This is a genomic window from Burkholderia sp. E168m22 (genome assembly GCF_001319805.1).
GTDB classification, from domain to species: Bacteria; Pseudomonadota; Gammaproteobacteria; order Burkholderiales; family Burkholderiaceae; genus Burkholderia; species Burkholderia orbicola.
Map to the genome: position 1 here is coordinate 1 of NZ_BBSK01000062.1, position 14,089 is coordinate 14,089.

The following is a 14,089-nucleotide window of genomic DNA, read 5'->3' on the forward strand; positions in this document are numbered from 1 at the left end:
AGTGCGCGCACTGCACGGCCTCGGCATCAAGATCACCGCGATTTCGGACGTCACCCCGATTCCGCACAACGGCTGCCGCCCGCCGAAGCGTCGTCGTATCTAAGGATGTGCTGGCACGTTCGTGCTAGCGCATTGCCTGTCGCCGCTCAGCGTCGACGGGCGTTGCTTTTTTGATTGACTAAGCCCACCGTTCGCCCCAAAGGGAGCGGACTAGCGCGGATTTCGATCCGCGTGACTGATTGATAAAGGAATGCAAAGTGGCACGTTATATCGGCCCCAAAGCCAAGCTGTCCCGCCGTGAAGGCACCGACCTGTTCCTGAAGAGCGCACGCCGTTCGCTCGCCGACAAGTGCAAGCTCGACAGCAAGCCGGGTCAGCACGGCCGTACCTCGGGCGCACGTACGTCCGACTACGGTACGCAGCTGCGCGAAAAGCAGAAGGTCAAGCGTATCTACGGCGTGCTGGAGCGTCAGTTCCGTCGCTACTTCGCTGAAGCCGATCGTCGCAAGGGCAACACGGGTGAAAACCTGCTGCAACTGCTCGAGTCGCGCCTCGACAACGTCGTGTATCGCATGGGCTTCGGCTCGACCCGCGCTGAAGCGCGTCAGCTGGTGAGCCACAAGTCGATCACCGTGAACGGCGTCGTCGCAAACGTCCCGTCGCAGCAAGTGAAGGCGGGTGACGTCGTCGCGATCCGCGAAAAGGCGAAGAAGCAGGCGCGTATCGTCGAAGCGCTGTCGCTGGCCGAGCAAGGCGGCATGCCGAGCTGGGTTGCAGTCGATGCGAAGAAGTTCGAAGGCACGTTCAAGCAAATGCCGGAACGCGCTGAAATCGCAGGCGACATCAACGAAAGCCTGATCGTCGAATTGTATTCGCGTTAATCCGATTGACGGCCGAGGTACCCCGATTGCGTTGCGCAAGGAGGGGCCTCGGCTGTTTATTTTCTGGTTGTTACCGGTCAGCCTTATCGGTGTAACGAGCCGAGGGTATTGAAAAGGAAAGCCCATGCAAACCAGTTTGCTGAAACCCAAGATCATCGCCGTGGAATCGCTGGGCGAGAACCACGCGAGGGTGGTCATGGAACCGTTCGAACGCGGTTACGGCCACACCTTGGGCAATGCGCTTCGCCGCGTGCTGCTGTCGTCGATGGTGGGCTACGCGCCGACCGAAGTCACGATCGCAGGCGTGGTGCACGAGTACTCGACGCTGGATGGCGTGCAGGAAGACGTCGTCAACCTGCTGCTGAACCTGAAGGGCGTGGTGTTCAAGCTGCATAACCGTGACGAAGTGACGGTTACGCTGCGCAAGGAAGGCGAAGGCGTCGTGACCGCCGGCGATATCGAGCTGGCTCACGATTGCGAAGTCATCAATCCGAATCACGTGATTGCGCACCTGTCGAAGGGCGGCAAGCTCGACGTTCAGATCAAGATCGAAAAGGGTCGCGGCTATGTGCCCGGCAACGTCCGTCGCTATGGCGAAGACACGGCCAAGATCATCGGCCGCATCGTCCTCGACGCATCGTTCTCGCCGGTTCGCCGCGTGAGCTATGCGGTTGAAAGCGCACGTGTCGAGCAGCGTACCGACCTCGACAAGCTCGTGATGAACATCGAGACGAGCGGCGTGATCACGCCGGAAGAAGCGATCCGCCAGTCGGCGCGCATCCTGGTCGACCAGCTGTCCGTGTTCGCGGCGCTGGAAGGCACGGAAACGGCAGCCGAAGCGCCGTCGCGTGCACCGCAGATCGATCCGATCCTGCTGCGTCCGGTGGACGATCTCGAGCTGACGGTTCGTTCGGCGAACTGCCTGAAGGCCGAGAACATCTACTACATCGGCGATCTGATCCAGCGCACGGAAAACGAGCTGCTGAAGACGCCGAACCTCGGTCGCAAGTCGCTCAACGAGATCAAGGAAGTGCTCGCTTCGCGCGGTCTCACGCTGGGCATGAAGCTCGAGAACTGGCCGCCGGCTGGTCTCGACAAGTAAGCCCGGTTGTAGTCTGGCTATAGCTGTAGTTGGCAAAGATGCGGATTTTCCTTTAAAATCCGCATCTTGCTTTTTCTCGTTACCGGCCCGTGCACCCTCCGAGGTGCGATAGAAGAGCTGGACCAAAACTTTGAATCAAGGAAACTGAAATGCGCCATCGTCATGGTCTGCGGAAACTGAACCGCACGAGCAGCCACCGTCTGGCTATGCTCCGTAACATGTCCAACTCGCTGATCGAGCACGAAGTCATCAAGACGACGCTGCCGAAGGCGAAGGAACTCCGTAAGGTCGTCGAGCCGCTGATCACGCTCGGCAAGAAGCCGTCGCTGGCAAACCGTCGCCTGGCGTTCAACCGCCTGCGCGATCGTGACTCGGTGGCGAAGCTGTTCGACGTGCTCGGTCCGCGTTTCGCGAACCGTCCGGGCGGCTACCTGCGCGTGCTGAAGTTCGGCTTCCGCGTGGGCGACAACGCACCGATGGCACTGGTCGAACTGCTCGATCGTCCGGAAGTCGACGAAACGGAAAACGTGCAAGAAGCTGAGTAAGCTTCCGGTACGCAGCAGTATCTGAAAGGGGCCGAGCAATTGCTTGGCCCTTTTTGTTTTTGAGATGCCGGCTGCGATCGATTGTCGCAGGCCGGTACCGGCAGCGTTGCGCGGGCTGCGCTACGATACGGGGCAACCGGTGCGGTCCTTGAACGTGTAACCGGCGCCGGCAGACTCGTTAGGAGGGCGCGGATGATAGTGGTGCTGATGCTGACGACGGTACCCGATGCGGCGACGGCTGCGGCGCTCGCCGACGGCGCGCTCGGTGGGCGGCTGGCCGCGTGCGTGTCCGAGCTCGGCACGATCAAGTCGCGCTATCACTGGCAGGGCAAGGTCGAAACGACCGACGAGATCCAGTTGCTGTTCAAGACGAGCCCGGTCCGGGCACTCGAACTGGAGCGGTTCATTCTCGCGCATCATCCTTACGAGACGCCCGAAATCGTCTCGTGGCAGACGACGGCATCCGCCGCGTATGGCCAGTGGGTGACCAGCGAAACTCAACGTCTATTTCATGTTTAACGGTATGGCGCTTTCGGTGCGCGTGCGCGCGCTGCGGTTTCTTGCGGTCCTGTTGTCGTTCGTGCTCGTGCTGGGCGGATTGTCCGCCGCGCGCGCGGCCGACGATTTCCTCGATCCGTCGGTTGCATTCAAGTTCAGCGCGAGCGAATCGCCGGGACAGGTGGATGTCCGCTTCAAGATCGCCAACGGCTATTACATGTATCGAGAGCGGTTCGCGTTCGCGGTGAAGAGCGGTCAGGCCACGCTCGGCGAGCCGCAATACCCGGCCGGCCACGTGAAGTTCGACCAGACGTTCCAGAAGAACGTCGAGACCTATCGCGATGAAGTCGTCGTTCGCGTGCCGGTAAAGCAGGCGGCCGGGCCGTTCGAGCTCGCGGTGACGTCGCAAGGGTGTGCGGACGAAGGGATCTGCTATCCACCGGCCGAGCACGTGATGAAGGTCGATGGCGCAGCGCTCGGCGCCGCCGCGTCGTCTGGTGACACGGCTGCCGCGGGTAGCTGGTTCGACAAGGTCACGAGCGCCGATTTCGCGCAGTCGCTGCTCGAAGGCCACGGCTTCTTCACGATCGTCGCGCTCTATTTCGTCGCGGGTGTCGTGCTGAGCCTGCTGCCGTGTTCATACCCGATGATTCCGATCGTGTCCGCGATCATCATCGGCCAGGGCACGCGCGTGACGCATGCACGCGGCTTCGCGCTGTCGCTGACCTACGTGGTCGGCATGGCGCTGGTCTACACGGTACTCGGGATCGCCGCCGCGCTGGTCGGCCAGAGCCTCGGCGCATGGTTGCAGAACCCGTGGGTGCTCGGCGCGTTCGCCGTGCTGCTGACCGCGTTCGCGATATCGCTGATCTCGGGCAAGGACATCGCATTGCCGGAGCGCTGGCAGAACGGCGCGGCCGAGGCATCGAGTGCGCGCCAGGGCGGCCACTTCGTCGCGGTCGCGGCGATGGGCGCGTTGTCGGCGCTGGTCGTCGGCGCGTGCATGACGGCGCCGCTGTTCGCCGTGCTCGCTTTCATCGCGCACACCGGCAATGCGTTGCTCGGCGGCGCGGCGCTGTTCGCGATGGGGCTGGGGCTCGGCGTGCCGCTGCTGGTCGTCGGCGTCGGAGCCGGGACGGTGCTGCCGCGCGCGGGTGCATGGATGGACGGCGTCAAGGTGTTCTTCGGCATCGTGCTGCTCGCGGCCGCGTTGTGGATCGTCTGGCCGGTGCTGGCGGGCGCGCTGAAGATGGTGCTCGCGGCGTTGTGGCTGCTGATCGCGGCCGCGGCGCTCGGGCTGTTCACGCCGAATGCCGGTGCCGCGTCGATCTGGCGCCGCCTGGGCCGCGGCGTGGGCGCCGCGCTCGCGATCTGGGCCGCGACGCTGCTCGTCGGCCTGGCTGCGGGCTCGACCGATCCCGTCAAGCCGCTGGCCGTGCTGGCGGCGCGTACGGTAGCGTCCGGCGGCGCGGCGACGGGCGGCGCAACGGCCGCGCAAGACGGTCCCGCGTTCGCATCGGTGCGCTCGAGCGGCGAACTCGACGCGCTGCTGAAGACGTCGGGCCAGCCCGTGATGCTCGACTTCTACGCCGATTGGTGCGTGAGCTGCAAGGAGATGGAGCATCTGACGTTCACCGACGCGCGCGTGCAGGCGCGGCTCGCGAAGCTTCACCTGGTGCGCGCGGACGTCACCGCGAACAACCCGGACGATCAGGCGCTGCTCAAACGCTTCAACCTGTTCGGGCCGCCGGGCATCATCTTCTTCGATCGCAACGGCAACGAGATCGGCCGCGTGGTCGGCTATCAGGCGGCCGATACGTTCCTGCGCAGCCTCGATCGGGCAGCCGTGCCGACGGTATGACGGTGGCCGCCAGGGCGAACCGGCGACGGACGATTCGGGCCGGCTGACAGTCTCGATCGACGGTAAACAAAAAAACGGCGGAACACCGAGGTGCTCCGCCGTTTTTGCAGGTGCGTGCCGACGCGCGATCAGCGCTGCGCTTTCAGCAGACGCGCGGCATCGAGCGCGAAGTACGTGAGCACGCCGTCGGCGCCTGCCCGCTTGAACGCGAGCAGCGATTCGAGCACGACCTTGTCGTGGTCGAGCCAGCCGTTCATCGCGGCCGCCTTCAGCATCGCGTATTCGCCGCTCACCTGGTACACGTAGGTCGGGAAGCGGAACTCGTCCTTCACGCGGCGCACGATGTCGAGATACGGCATGCCGGGCTTGACCATCACCATGTCGGCGCCTTCGTCGATGTCGAGGCGCACTTCACGCAGCGCTTCGTCGCTGTTCGCCGGATCCATCTGGTAGGTCATCTTGTTGCCCTTGCCCAGGTTGGATGCCGAACCGACCGCATCGCGGAACGGGCCGTAGAACGCCGACGCGAACTTCGCCGAATAGGCCATGATCCGCGTATGGATATGACCGTCGCTTTCCAGCATCTCGCGGATCGCGCCGATGCGCCCGTCCATCATGTCCGACGGCGCGACGATGTCGACGCCGGCTTCGGCCTGCGCACGCGCCTGTTCGATCAGGATTTCGATCGTATCGTCGTTGATCACGTAGCCGTGCTCGTCGAGCACGCCGTCCTGGCCGTGGCTCGTGTACGGATCGAGCGCGACGTCGGTCAGCACGCCGAGCTCGGGGAAGCGCTTTTTCAGCTCACGCACGGCGCGCGGAATCAGGCCTTCCGGATTGGCCGCCTCGCGGCCGTCGGGCGTTTTCACCGACGGATCGATGGCCGGGAACAGCGACAGCACGGGCACGCCCAGTTCGACGCACTGCTCGGCGACGTGCATCAGCAGGTCGACCGACACGCGCTCGACGCCGGGCATCGACGGGATGGGCTGGCGTTGCTGGGTGCCTTCGACGACGAACACCGGGTAGATCAGGTCGTCGGTGGTCAGGCGGTTTTCGCGCATCAGGCGGCGGGAGAAGTCGTCGCGGCGCATCCGGCGCGGACGATGAAGCGGATGGAAGCTCATGGCGATTTGGCAGAAATCAGGGCAAGAAGACCTTACGGAACCCTTAGGTCATTTTCGAGATCGTTGGTATATGATAGCGATCGAGCGGCACGCGTTGCGTGCAGCTCCCCGCTTCTCCTCCCTGAGCGGGTGCCTGTCGTTTTTCGATTAGGCTGTTTGACCCGCCGTTCAACGGCGGGTTTTTTTATGAGCCGGCCGAATCCGCAGGTGCCGTCAGGTGCGCACAGCCGATCCCAGCCGCGCGTTGCCCGCTCATTGTGCTACAGGCTCGCTTTTTTCGTCGGCGACGGACGGCCGCAGCCAGCTCTCGATCAGTTCATGGGCCTCGTCGAGCCCCGTACGCTTCAGCGCCGAGAACAGCTGGACCGTCAGCTTGCCCTTCACGCCCTGGTCGCGATACGCGTCGAGCCCCTTCTGCGTGTTGCGCAGCGCATTGATGCTTTCCTGGCGCGTCAATTTGTCGCACTTCGTCAGCAGCGTGTGGATCGGCTTGCCGGTCGGCGCGAACCACTCGATCATCCGTCGATCGAGATCGGTCAGCGGACGGCGCGAATCCATCATCAGGATCAGGCCGCAGAGCTGCGAGCGCGTGGCGAGATAGGACGACAGCAGCATTTCCCAGTGCGCCTTGGCGGCACCGGGCACTTCCGCGTAGCCGTAGCCGGGCAGGTCGACGAGGTTCGCGACGGGCTCGGCGGCCGGGCCGACGGAGAAGTAGTTGATATGCTGCGTGCGGCCGGGCGTCTTCGACGCGAAGGCCAGCCGCTTCTGGTTGCACAGCACGTTGATCGCCGTCGACTTGCCGGCATTCGAGCGGCCCGCGAACGCGATTTCCGGCTGAACCGTCGGCGGCAGGTCGCGCAGATGGTTGACGGTCGTGTAGAAGCGGGCTTGATGGAGCAGAAAGGCCATGGGAACCGGAAGGACGGGCGGCGCGAGCCGCTTGGTGGAGGCGGGGTAGCCCCGATAGGCGCGGGGGCTTTCAGCACGATATTGTACAATACGGCGGTTTTACCGAAGTCCACCGGGCGCCTGCCTCGCACTTTTATGTGGCTTCTGCGGTAGACTGAACGCCGTCGTTTTTTGCAGAACCTCAAATTCCCACAAGACGAAACAGGGTGTGCGAATGAATCGACTGTGCAAGTCTCTGATGGTGCTTCAGGTTGCAGCAGGGTTCGTAGGTTTCGTAGCGGAGGCAAATGCGGCAGATGCGGCCAAGCCGGATCTGGACCGCGGCAAGGCGATTGCCGGGCAGGTCTGCGCGTCGTGTCACGGCGCCGACGGCAACAGCGCGTCGGGCAGTTTCCCGAAGCTCGCCGGCCAGCATCCCGAATATCTGGTCAAGCAGTTGAACGACTTCAAGACGCAGCCGGGCGCGAAGGGGCCGGTGCGTAACAACGCGGTGATGGTCGGATTCGCGAGCGCGTTGAGCGCGGACGACATGCGCAACGTCGCCGCGTACTACGGGTCGCAGACGACGAAGCTCGGTACCGCTCGCGATGCGGCGACCGTGCCGGTCGGCCAGAAGATCTATCGCGGCGGCATCGCGGAGAAGGGCGTACCCGCCTGCGCGAGCTGCCACGGGCCGACGGGGCAGGGGATCCCGGTCCAGTATCCGCGTTTGTCGGGGCAATGGGCCGATTACACGGTCGCGCAGTTGACCGCGTTCCAGCAGGGTGCCGGCGCGCGCAACAACAACGAGGCGATGCATCAGATCGCGTCGCGGCTGTCGGATACCGAGATCAAGGCCGTCGCGGATTACATCGCGGGCCTGCGTTGAGCGGTCAGCCGCGAATGGAATGACCGGGCGCCCGAAGGGCGGCCGGAGTCAGAACAAGAAAAGGGTGGGGCGCCGCGTCGTTGCGGTTGCCTCGCCCTTCTTTTTTGTCGGCACGCGCCGAGCCGAGCCGGGATGGCGCGGCTTGCGGGCGATTGGGGGGGGCTGCGCCTCCCGAGCCGAACATAGTGAGCGTGGGGGCTGTTTCCCCTTAGTCGGAGTTTGAATGAGCGTTACCACGTCGGGGTTGCAGTCGAAGTCGGGTCAGGGTGCGTCGAAACGTGCGGTCGAGCTGCTGAGCTCGATGCGTTTCGCGATCGCGTTGCTGGTGGTGTTGTCGATCGCGAGCATCATCGGCACGGTCCTGACCCAGGACGATCCGTATCCGAACTACGTGAACCAGTTCGGGCCGTTCTGGGCGGACATCTTCCGCTCGCTCAGCCTGTACACCGTGTACAGCGCGTGGTGGTTCATGCTGATCCTGATCTTCCTCGTCGTGTCGATCTCGCTGTGCGTGATCCGCAACGCGCCGAAGATGCTCGCCGATGCGAAGAGCTGGAAGGACAAGGTCCGCGAAGGCAGCCTGCGCGCATTCCACCACAAGGCCGAGTACACGGCATCCGGCACGCGCGCGAGCGTCGCGGCGACGCTCGCCAGCTTCGTCACGAAGGCCGGCTACAAGCACGTCGTGCGTGAAACCAACGGCGCGACGCTGATTTCCGCGAAGCGCGGCGCGATGACCAAGTGGGGCTATATCTCGGCACACCTCGCGATCGTCGTGATCTGTATCGGCGGCCTGCTCGACAGCAACCTGCCGATCAAATTCCAGATGTGGATATTCGGCAAGAGCCCGGTCAACACGAGCGCGACGATCAGCGAGATTTCGCCCGACCATCGCCTGTCCGCGTCGAACCCGACGTTCCGCGGCTATGCGTGGGTGCCGGAGGGCCAGTTCGTGTCGACCGCGATCCTGAACCAGCCGAGCGGCTCGCTGATCCAGGATCTGCCGTTCTCGATCCAGCTCGACAAGTTCATCGTCGATTACTACACGACGGGCATGCCGAAGCTGTTCGCGAGCGACATCGTCGTGATCGATCGCGAGACCGGCCGGAAGATCCCGGCACGGGTCGAGGTCAACAAGCCGTTCACGTACAAGGGCGTGTCGATTTACCAGTCGAGCTTCCAGGACGGCGGCTCGCAGATGCAGATGACGGCCTATCCGATGACCGGCAGCCAGGCGGCGACCGTCCCGGTGAAGGGCACGATCGGCAGCTCGGCACCGCTGCAGGTTCCGGGCGCCGACGGTGACACGATCGAGTTCTCCGACTTCCGTGCGATCAACGTCGAGAACATGGCCGACGCGAAAGGCAAGCCGGACGTACGCGGCGTCGCGACGACCAGTTCGCTGAAGGAAGTGTTCGACGAGCGGCTCGGCTCGGGCGCGAAGACGTCGAAGCCGACGCAGCTCCACAACATTGGCCCGTCGGTGCAGTACAAGATTCGCGGCAAGGACGGCCAGGCACGCGAATTCAACAACTACATGCTGCCCGTCGACATGAATGGCGAGCGCGTGTTCCTCGCCGGCGTGCGCGCGAGCCCGAACGATCCGTTCCGCTACATGCGGATTCCGGCCGACAGCCAGGATTCGATCGGCGAATGGATGCGCCTGCGCGCCGCGCTCGAGGACCCGGCGGTGCGTACCGAAGCCGCCGCGCGCTTCGCGCAGCGCTCGCTGCCGGGCGACGCGTCGCTGCGCGGCCGTTTGCAGGACAGCGCGTCGAAGGTGCTGACCCTCTTTGCGGCGAGCGACGACAGCGTCGGCCGCGGGGCGGACGGGCAGCCGGTCGGTGGTTTCCAGGCGGTGGCGACCTTCATCGACCGCTCGGTGCCGAAGGGCGAGCAGGAGAAGGCCGCGAGCCTGCTGCTGCGGATGCTCGAGGGCTCGATGTGGGAGGTCTGGCAGATCGCGCGCGAGCGTGCCGGCGAGCCGGCCGCGCAGCAGGGCACCGACACGATCCGCTTCGTGCAGAACGCGATCAACGCGCTATCCGACAGCTTCTTGTATGGATCGCCGGTCTATTTGCAGCTTGACTCATTCAAGCAGGTGCAAGCTTCGGTATTTCAGTTGACGCGCGCACCCGGCAAGAATCTGGTGTATCTTGGCAGCCTGCTGCTGGTCGCCGGCATCTTCTCGATGTTCTACGTGCGCGAGCGGCGACTCTGGTTCTGGCTGAAGGACGCCGGTTCGGGCGTCGATGTGGTGATGGCAATGTCCACGGCCCGCAAGACCTTCGATTTCGAGAAAGAATTCGTGCAGACGCGCGACGCGGCCGGCGCCGCCTTGCGCGCCGCACCTCGCGACGCCGCGCCCGCCGGTGCGGCTTCGACGGCCCGCCCGCCTGCCGGCGGCGGTTCCGATTCCGAGAATTCCACCCGGTAACATCATGGATCTCACGCAAGTTTCCTCTTCCCGTACGGCGTCGGCTCCGGCGCCGTCATCGTCGCCGTTGTTCGACGAGCGGCCGTTCCTCGCGCGCCTGTCGCTGTTCGACTGGCTGTTCGCACTGGCGCTGGTGGCGGGCGCGGGCTATGCGCTCGTGCACTACAACGCGCACATGGATTACTACGACAAGGCGGTGATGATCGGCACCGTGCCTGCGCTCGTCGCGCTCGGCTGGCGCTGGAAGCCGGCGCGGCTGATGATGGCGTCGATCGCCGTGCTGTCGCTGCTGTCGATCCAGATCTACCAGGGCGATCTCGCCCGCGCCGATTCGGCGTTCTTCCTCAAGTACTTCCTGTCGAGCCAGTCGGCGATCCTGTGGATGAGCGCGTTGTTCGTGCTCGCGACGATCTTCTACTGGATCGGCCTGCTCGCGCGCTCCGAAACGGGCGCCGCGATCGGCCAGAAGCTCACGTGGGTTGCCGTGCTGATGGGCTTCACGGGGCTGATGGTGCGCTGGTACGAGTCCTACCTGATCGGTGCGGACGTCGGGCATATCCCCGTGTCGAACCTCTATGAAGTGTTCGTCCTGTTCAGCCTGATCACCGCGCTGCTTTATCTGTATTACGAAGGCCACTACGGCACGCGTTCGCTCGGCGCGTTCGTGTTGCTGGTCATCAGCGCGGCGGTCGGCTTCCTGATGTGGTACTCGGTCGCGCGCGATGCGCAGCAGATCCAGCCGCTCGTGCCGGCGCTGCAAAGCTGGTGGATGAAGATCCACGTGCCGGCGAACTTCATCGGCTACGGCAGCTTCGCGCTGTCGGCGATGGTGTCGGTCGCGTACCTGATGAAGGAACGGGGCATCCTCGCCGATCGCCTGCCGACGCTGGAAGTGCTCGACGACGTGATGTACAAGTCGATCGCGGTCGGTTTCGCGTTCTTCACGATCGCGACGATCCTCGGCGCGCTGTGGGCGGCCGAAGCGTGGGGCGGCTACTGGAGCTGGGACCCGAAGGAAACCTGGGCGCTGATCGTGTGGCTGAACTACGCGGCGTGGCTGCACATGCGGTTGATGAAGGGCCTGCGCGGCGCGGTGGCCGCATGGTGGGCGCTCACCGGCCTGCTGGTCACGACGTTCGCGTTCCTCGGTGTCAACATGTTCCTGTCCGGGCTGCACAGCTACGGCAAGCTGTAAGATTTCCGTTGCTCGTCCGACTATCAGACCGCCGGTGCACTGCATGCCCGGCGGTTTTGTTTTGTAACGGGCGGGCGAACCGGGCGTCGAACGGCGCGTGACGGGCCGGGTCGAACGCTGATGAAGCATGCGCGCCGCGCATGCGGGAGGAGCTGCACGATGTGGATCAAACGCCCTTTGCGTAACGTACTGACCGGCGCGGATATCGCGTCGAGCGAGATCACGCCGCGCGCGGTATTCGAGAACCGGCGGCGCGTGTTGCAGGCAGCCGGCCTCGCGGCCGCGGGTGGCCTGTTCGGCACCAGCGGCGCGGCGCTCGCCGCGTATGCGTCACCCGACCCGCGGGCGGCGAAGCTCGCGGCAAAAACCAATCCGAAATTCGTCGCCATCGACAAGGTGACGCCGTTCAAGGACATCACGTCCTACAACAACTTCTACGAATTCGGCACCGACAAGAGCGACCCGGCGCAGAACGCCGGCACGCTGCGGTCGCGCCCGTGGCGGGTGAGCGTCGAGGGCGAGGTGCAGCACCCGAAGGTGTTCGATCTCGACGAGCTGCTGAAGCTCGCGCCGCTCGAGGAGCGCGTGTACCGGCTGCGCTGCGTCGAGGGCTGGTCGATGGTGATCCCGTGGATCGGCGTGCCGCTGTCCGAGCTGATCAAGCGCGTGCAGCCGACCGGCAACGCGAAATACGTGCAGTTCATCACGCTGGCCGATCCGTCGCAGATGCCCGGCCTGTCGACGCCGGTGCTCGACTGGCCGTATTCGGAAGGGCTGCGGATGGACGAGGCGATGAATCCGCTGACGCTGCTGACGATGGGCGTCTACGGGCAGGTGCTGCCGAACCAGAATGGCGCGCCGGTGCGGATCGTCGTGCCGTGGAAGTACGGCTTCAAGAGTGCGAAGTCGCTCGTGAAGATCCGCTTCGTCGACAAGCAGCCGAAGACGAGCTGGAACACGTATGCGGCGAACGAGTACGGTTTTTATTCGAACGTGAACCCGAACGTCGATCATCCGCGCTGGAGCCAGGCCACCGAGCGGCGCATCGGCGAGGACGGCTTCTTCACGCCGAAGCGCAAGACGCTGATGTTCAACGGCTACGGCGATCTGGTCGCGTCGATGTATCAGGGCATGGACCTGAAGAAGAATTTCTGAGGGCGACCGTGAGAAACGACATGCCGCCTTCGACGCTCACGCGTGCGCGCGCCGCCAGCACCGGGCCGGCCGCGCGAGGCGCGCGCGCGGGTGGGAGCCGTCCCGCCGCGCCGCGCTGGCTCGTACCGGCCAAGGCGCTGGTGTTCGCGGCCGGCCTCTATCCGCTCGCGCGCCTCGTGCTGTTCGGGCTGACCGACCGGCTCGGCGCGAATCCGATCGAGTTCATCACGCGCTCGACGGGCCTGTGGACGCTCGTCCTGTTGTGCGTCACGCTTGCCGTCACGCCGGTCAGGCGCATGACGGGTTTCGCGCCGCTGTTGCGCTTTCGCCGGATGATCGGGCTGTTCGCGTTCTTTTACGCGACGCTGCATTTCACGACCTATCTGTGGTTCGACAAGTGGTTCGACGTCGTCGCGATCCTGAAGGACGTCGGCAAGCGCCCGTTCATCACGGTCGGCTTCGCTGCGTTCGTGCTGCTGATCCCGCTTGCCGCGACGTCGCCGCGCGCGATGGTGCGCAGGCTCGGCCGCCACTGGGCGACGCTGCACAGCGCGATCTATGCGATCGCGCTATTCGGCGTGCTGCACTTCTGGTGGATGCGCGCCGGCAAGCACAACGTCGCGCAGCCGAAGTTCTACGCGGCGATCGTCGCCGTGCTGCTCGGCTGGCGGCTGGTTGCGTGGGGATGGCGGCGCGTGCGCGCGTGACGGCGCGGCCCGGAAAAACGCCCTGGAAAAACAAAAGGCGATGACCGGGAAGTCATCGCCTCGTTTCGCGCGCCGCGCGGGCGGCCTCGCGTCGTTACTTCGTGGCGGTCGGGCCCGATGCCGGAGCGGGCAGGGTCGAGGCGCTGCTCGACAGCTCGGGCGACAGCATGAGCGGCGAGCCGGACGTATCGGGCGTCTCGTCGGACGACGCGTTTTCGTCGGTCGGTTTCACATCCGATGGCGGCGTGTTCTGCGGCTGGATCGGCTTGGGCATCGGAGGCACGGTGGGCAGATAGAGCGCGCCGCTTTGACCGCAGCCGGCAAGAATCGCCAAAGCCGCTACAATCGCGCTCATCCGGAAAACGACTCGCATGATCGTCCCTGAACAATTTAACCGATAGAGTTTAGCATGTCCGATACTGAATACCTGGCCCGTGCCGAGGCCGTGCTGGCGGCCGTCGAGCGTACCGTGGACGTCGCGAACGACGGCGATCACGACATCGATCTGGAGCGCAACGGCAGCGTGCTGACGCTGACGTTCGAGAACGGCTCGAAGATCATCGTCAACCTGCAGCCGCCGATGAAGGAAGTGTGGATCGCCGCGAAGGCAGGCGGATTCCACTACCGTTTCATCGACGGCGAATGGCGCGATACGCGCACTGGTACCGAGTTCTTCTCGGCGCTCACCGAGTACGCGACCCAGCAGGCTGGCCTGCCGATCACGTTCAGCGCGTGACGGCCGGGGCGCGGCGCTCCGCGCGTCGTGCCCAAAGAAAAAGCGCCCCGCGGGGCGCTTTTTTC

Annotated in this window: 15 protein-coding genes; 12 read left to right on the forward strand and 3 right to left on the reverse strand. The window is 64.6% G+C overall.

Going from position 1 to position 14,089, the window contains the following annotated elements; translation table 11 throughout:
- The 6 genes from rpsK to dsbD form a co-directional block, all read left to right on the forward strand.
- A partial coding sequence (gene rpsK / locus AP428_RS35185; RefSeq protein WP_156349322.1) for a 30S ribosomal protein S11 occupies positions 1 to 103 on the forward strand: 103 nt, incomplete at its 5' end.
- Between the two features lie 154 nt (positions 104 to 257).
- Entirely contained in the window at positions 258 to 881 is a 624-nt protein-coding gene (gene rpsD, locus AP428_RS14990; protein ID WP_006477177.1) for a 30S ribosomal protein S4, read from the forward strand.
- Positions 882 to 1,005: 124 nt separating this feature from the next.
- Entirely contained in the window at positions 1,006 to 1,983 is a 978-nt protein-coding gene (locus tag AP428_RS14995) for a DNA-directed RNA polymerase subunit alpha (protein ID WP_006477176.1), read from the forward strand.
- Positions 1,984 to 2,132: 149 nt separating this feature from the next.
- The gene (gene rplQ, locus AP428_RS15000; RefSeq protein ID WP_006477175.1) at positions 2,133 to 2,528 is read left to right on the forward strand and encodes a 50S ribosomal protein L17; all 396 of its coding nucleotides are present in this window, start codon (positions 2,133 to 2,135) and stop codon (positions 2,526 to 2,528) included.
- A 192-nt stretch (positions 2,529 to 2,720) separates the two neighbouring features.
- Positions 2,721 to 3,047 (forward strand): divalent-cation tolerance protein CutA, encoded by a 327-nt coding sequence (gene cutA, locus AP428_RS15005; protein ID WP_054928278.1) that lies wholly within the window; start codon positions 2,721 to 2,723, stop codon positions 3,045 to 3,047.
- Positions 3,040 to 4,887, forward strand: a complete 1,848-nt coding sequence (gene dsbD / locus AP428_RS15010) for a protein-disulfide reductase DsbD (protein WP_054928279.1) — start codon at positions 3,040 to 3,042, stop codon at positions 4,885 to 4,887. Before cutA ends, dsbD begins: the two co-directional genes overlap by 8 nt.
- 128 nt (positions 4,888 to 5,015) lie before the next feature.
- Here the strand turns inward: dsbD and hemB are convergent, their stop codons facing one another.
- Entirely contained in the window at positions 5,016 to 6,014 is a 999-nt protein-coding gene (gene hemB / locus AP428_RS15015) for a porphobilinogen synthase (RefSeq protein WP_054928280.1), read from the reverse strand.
- Between the two features lie 252 nt (positions 6,015 to 6,266).
- A complete protein-coding gene (gene yihA / locus AP428_RS15020) occupies positions 6,267 to 6,926 on the reverse strand; it encodes a ribosome biogenesis GTP-binding protein YihA/YsxC (RefSeq protein ID WP_006477171.1) in 660 nt (219 codons plus the stop codon).
- A gap of 214 nt (positions 6,927 to 7,140) precedes the next feature.
- On the opposite strand from yihA, the gene AP428_RS15025 reads away from it, so the two are divergent.
- The 5 genes from AP428_RS15025 (at position 7,141) to msrQ (ending at position 13,288) form a co-directional block, all read left to right on the forward strand.
- The gene (locus AP428_RS15025; protein ID WP_011546640.1) at positions 7,141 to 7,794 is read left to right on the forward strand and encodes a cytochrome c; all 654 of its coding nucleotides are present in this window, start codon (positions 7,141 to 7,143) and stop codon (positions 7,792 to 7,794) included.
- A gap of 223 nt (positions 7,795 to 8,017) precedes the next feature.
- Positions 8,018 to 10,231: a cytochrome c biogenesis protein ResB gene (locus tag AP428_RS15030; RefSeq protein WP_054928281.1), complete on the forward strand. Its 2,214-nt coding sequence runs from the start codon at positions 8,018 to 8,020 to the stop codon at positions 10,229 to 10,231.
- A gap of 4 nt (positions 10,232 to 10,235) precedes the next feature.
- Positions 10,236 to 11,426, forward strand: a complete 1,191-nt coding sequence (gene ccsB, locus AP428_RS15035; protein ID WP_027809234.1) for a c-type cytochrome biogenesis protein CcsB — start codon at positions 10,236 to 10,238, stop codon at positions 11,424 to 11,426.
- A 159-nt stretch (positions 11,427 to 11,585) separates the two neighbouring features.
- Positions 11,586 to 12,581, forward strand: a complete 996-nt coding sequence (gene msrP / locus AP428_RS15040) for a protein-methionine-sulfoxide reductase catalytic subunit MsrP (protein WP_054928297.1) — start codon at positions 11,586 to 11,588, stop codon at positions 12,579 to 12,581.
- A gap of 20 nt (positions 12,582 to 12,601) precedes the next feature.
- The gene (gene msrQ, locus AP428_RS15045; RefSeq protein ID WP_054928282.1) at positions 12,602 to 13,288 is read left to right on the forward strand and encodes a protein-methionine-sulfoxide reductase heme-binding subunit MsrQ; all 687 of its coding nucleotides are present in this window, start codon (positions 12,602 to 12,604) and stop codon (positions 13,286 to 13,288) included.
- Between the two features lie 94 nt (positions 13,289 to 13,382).
- Here the strand turns inward: msrQ and AP428_RS15050 are convergent, their stop codons facing one another.
- Positions 13,383 to 13,661, reverse strand: a complete 279-nt coding sequence (locus AP428_RS15050; RefSeq protein WP_054928283.1) for a lipoprotein — start codon at positions 13,659 to 13,661, stop codon at positions 13,383 to 13,385.
- Positions 13,662 to 13,697: 36 nt separating this feature from the next.
- On the opposite strand from AP428_RS15050, the gene cyaY reads away from it, so the two are divergent.
- Entirely contained in the window at positions 13,698 to 14,024 is a 327-nt protein-coding gene (gene cyaY, locus AP428_RS15055; RefSeq protein WP_011546634.1) for an iron donor protein CyaY, read from the forward strand.
- Positions 14,025 to 14,089 lie beyond the last annotated feature (65 nt).

Excerpts from the sequence above, each read along its gene's own strand:
- msrQ (WP_054928282.1), top strand. The coding sequence starts at position 12,602 with ATGCCGCCTTCGACGCTCACGCGTGCGCGCGCCGCCAGCACCGGGCCG.
- cutA (WP_054928278.1), top strand. The coding sequence starts at position 2,721 with ATGATAGTGGTGCTGATGCTGACGACGGTACCCGATGCGGCGACGGCT.
- rplQ (WP_006477175.1), top strand. The coding sequence starts at position 2,133 with ATGCGCCATCGTCATGGTCTGCGGAAACTGAACCGCACGAGCAGCCAC.
- AP428_RS15030 (WP_054928281.1), top strand. The coding sequence starts at position 8,018 with ATGAGCGTTACCACGTCGGGGTTGCAGTCGAAGTCGGGTCAGGGTGCG.
- dsbD (WP_054928279.1), top strand. The coding sequence starts at position 3,040 with ATGTTTAACGGTATGGCGCTTTCGGTGCGCGTGCGCGCGCTGCGGTTT.
- yihA (WP_006477171.1), bottom strand. The coding sequence starts at position 6,926 with ATGGCCTTTCTGCTCCATCAAGCCCGCTTCTACACGACCGTCAACCAT.
- AP428_RS15025 (WP_011546640.1), top strand. The coding sequence starts at position 7,141 with ATGAATCGACTGTGCAAGTCTCTGATGGTGCTTCAGGTTGCAGCAGGG.
- hemB (WP_054928280.1), bottom strand. The coding sequence starts at position 6,014 with ATGAGCTTCCATCCGCTTCATCGTCCGCGCCGGATGCGCCGCGACGAC.
- AP428_RS15050 (WP_054928283.1), bottom strand. The coding sequence starts at position 13,661 with ATGCGAGTCGTTTTCCGGATGAGCGCGATTGTAGCGGCTTTGGCGATT.
- cyaY (WP_011546634.1), top strand. The coding sequence starts at position 13,698 with ATGTCCGATACTGAATACCTGGCCCGTGCCGAGGCCGTGCTGGCGGCC.
- ccsB (WP_027809234.1), top strand. The coding sequence starts at position 10,236 with ATGGATCTCACGCAAGTTTCCTCTTCCCGTACGGCGTCGGCTCCGGCG.
- msrP (WP_054928297.1), top strand. The coding sequence starts at position 11,586 with ATGTGGATCAAACGCCCTTTGCGTAACGTACTGACCGGCGCGGATATC.
- AP428_RS14995 (WP_006477176.1), top strand. The coding sequence starts at position 1,006 with ATGCAAACCAGTTTGCTGAAACCCAAGATCATCGCCGTGGAATCGCTG.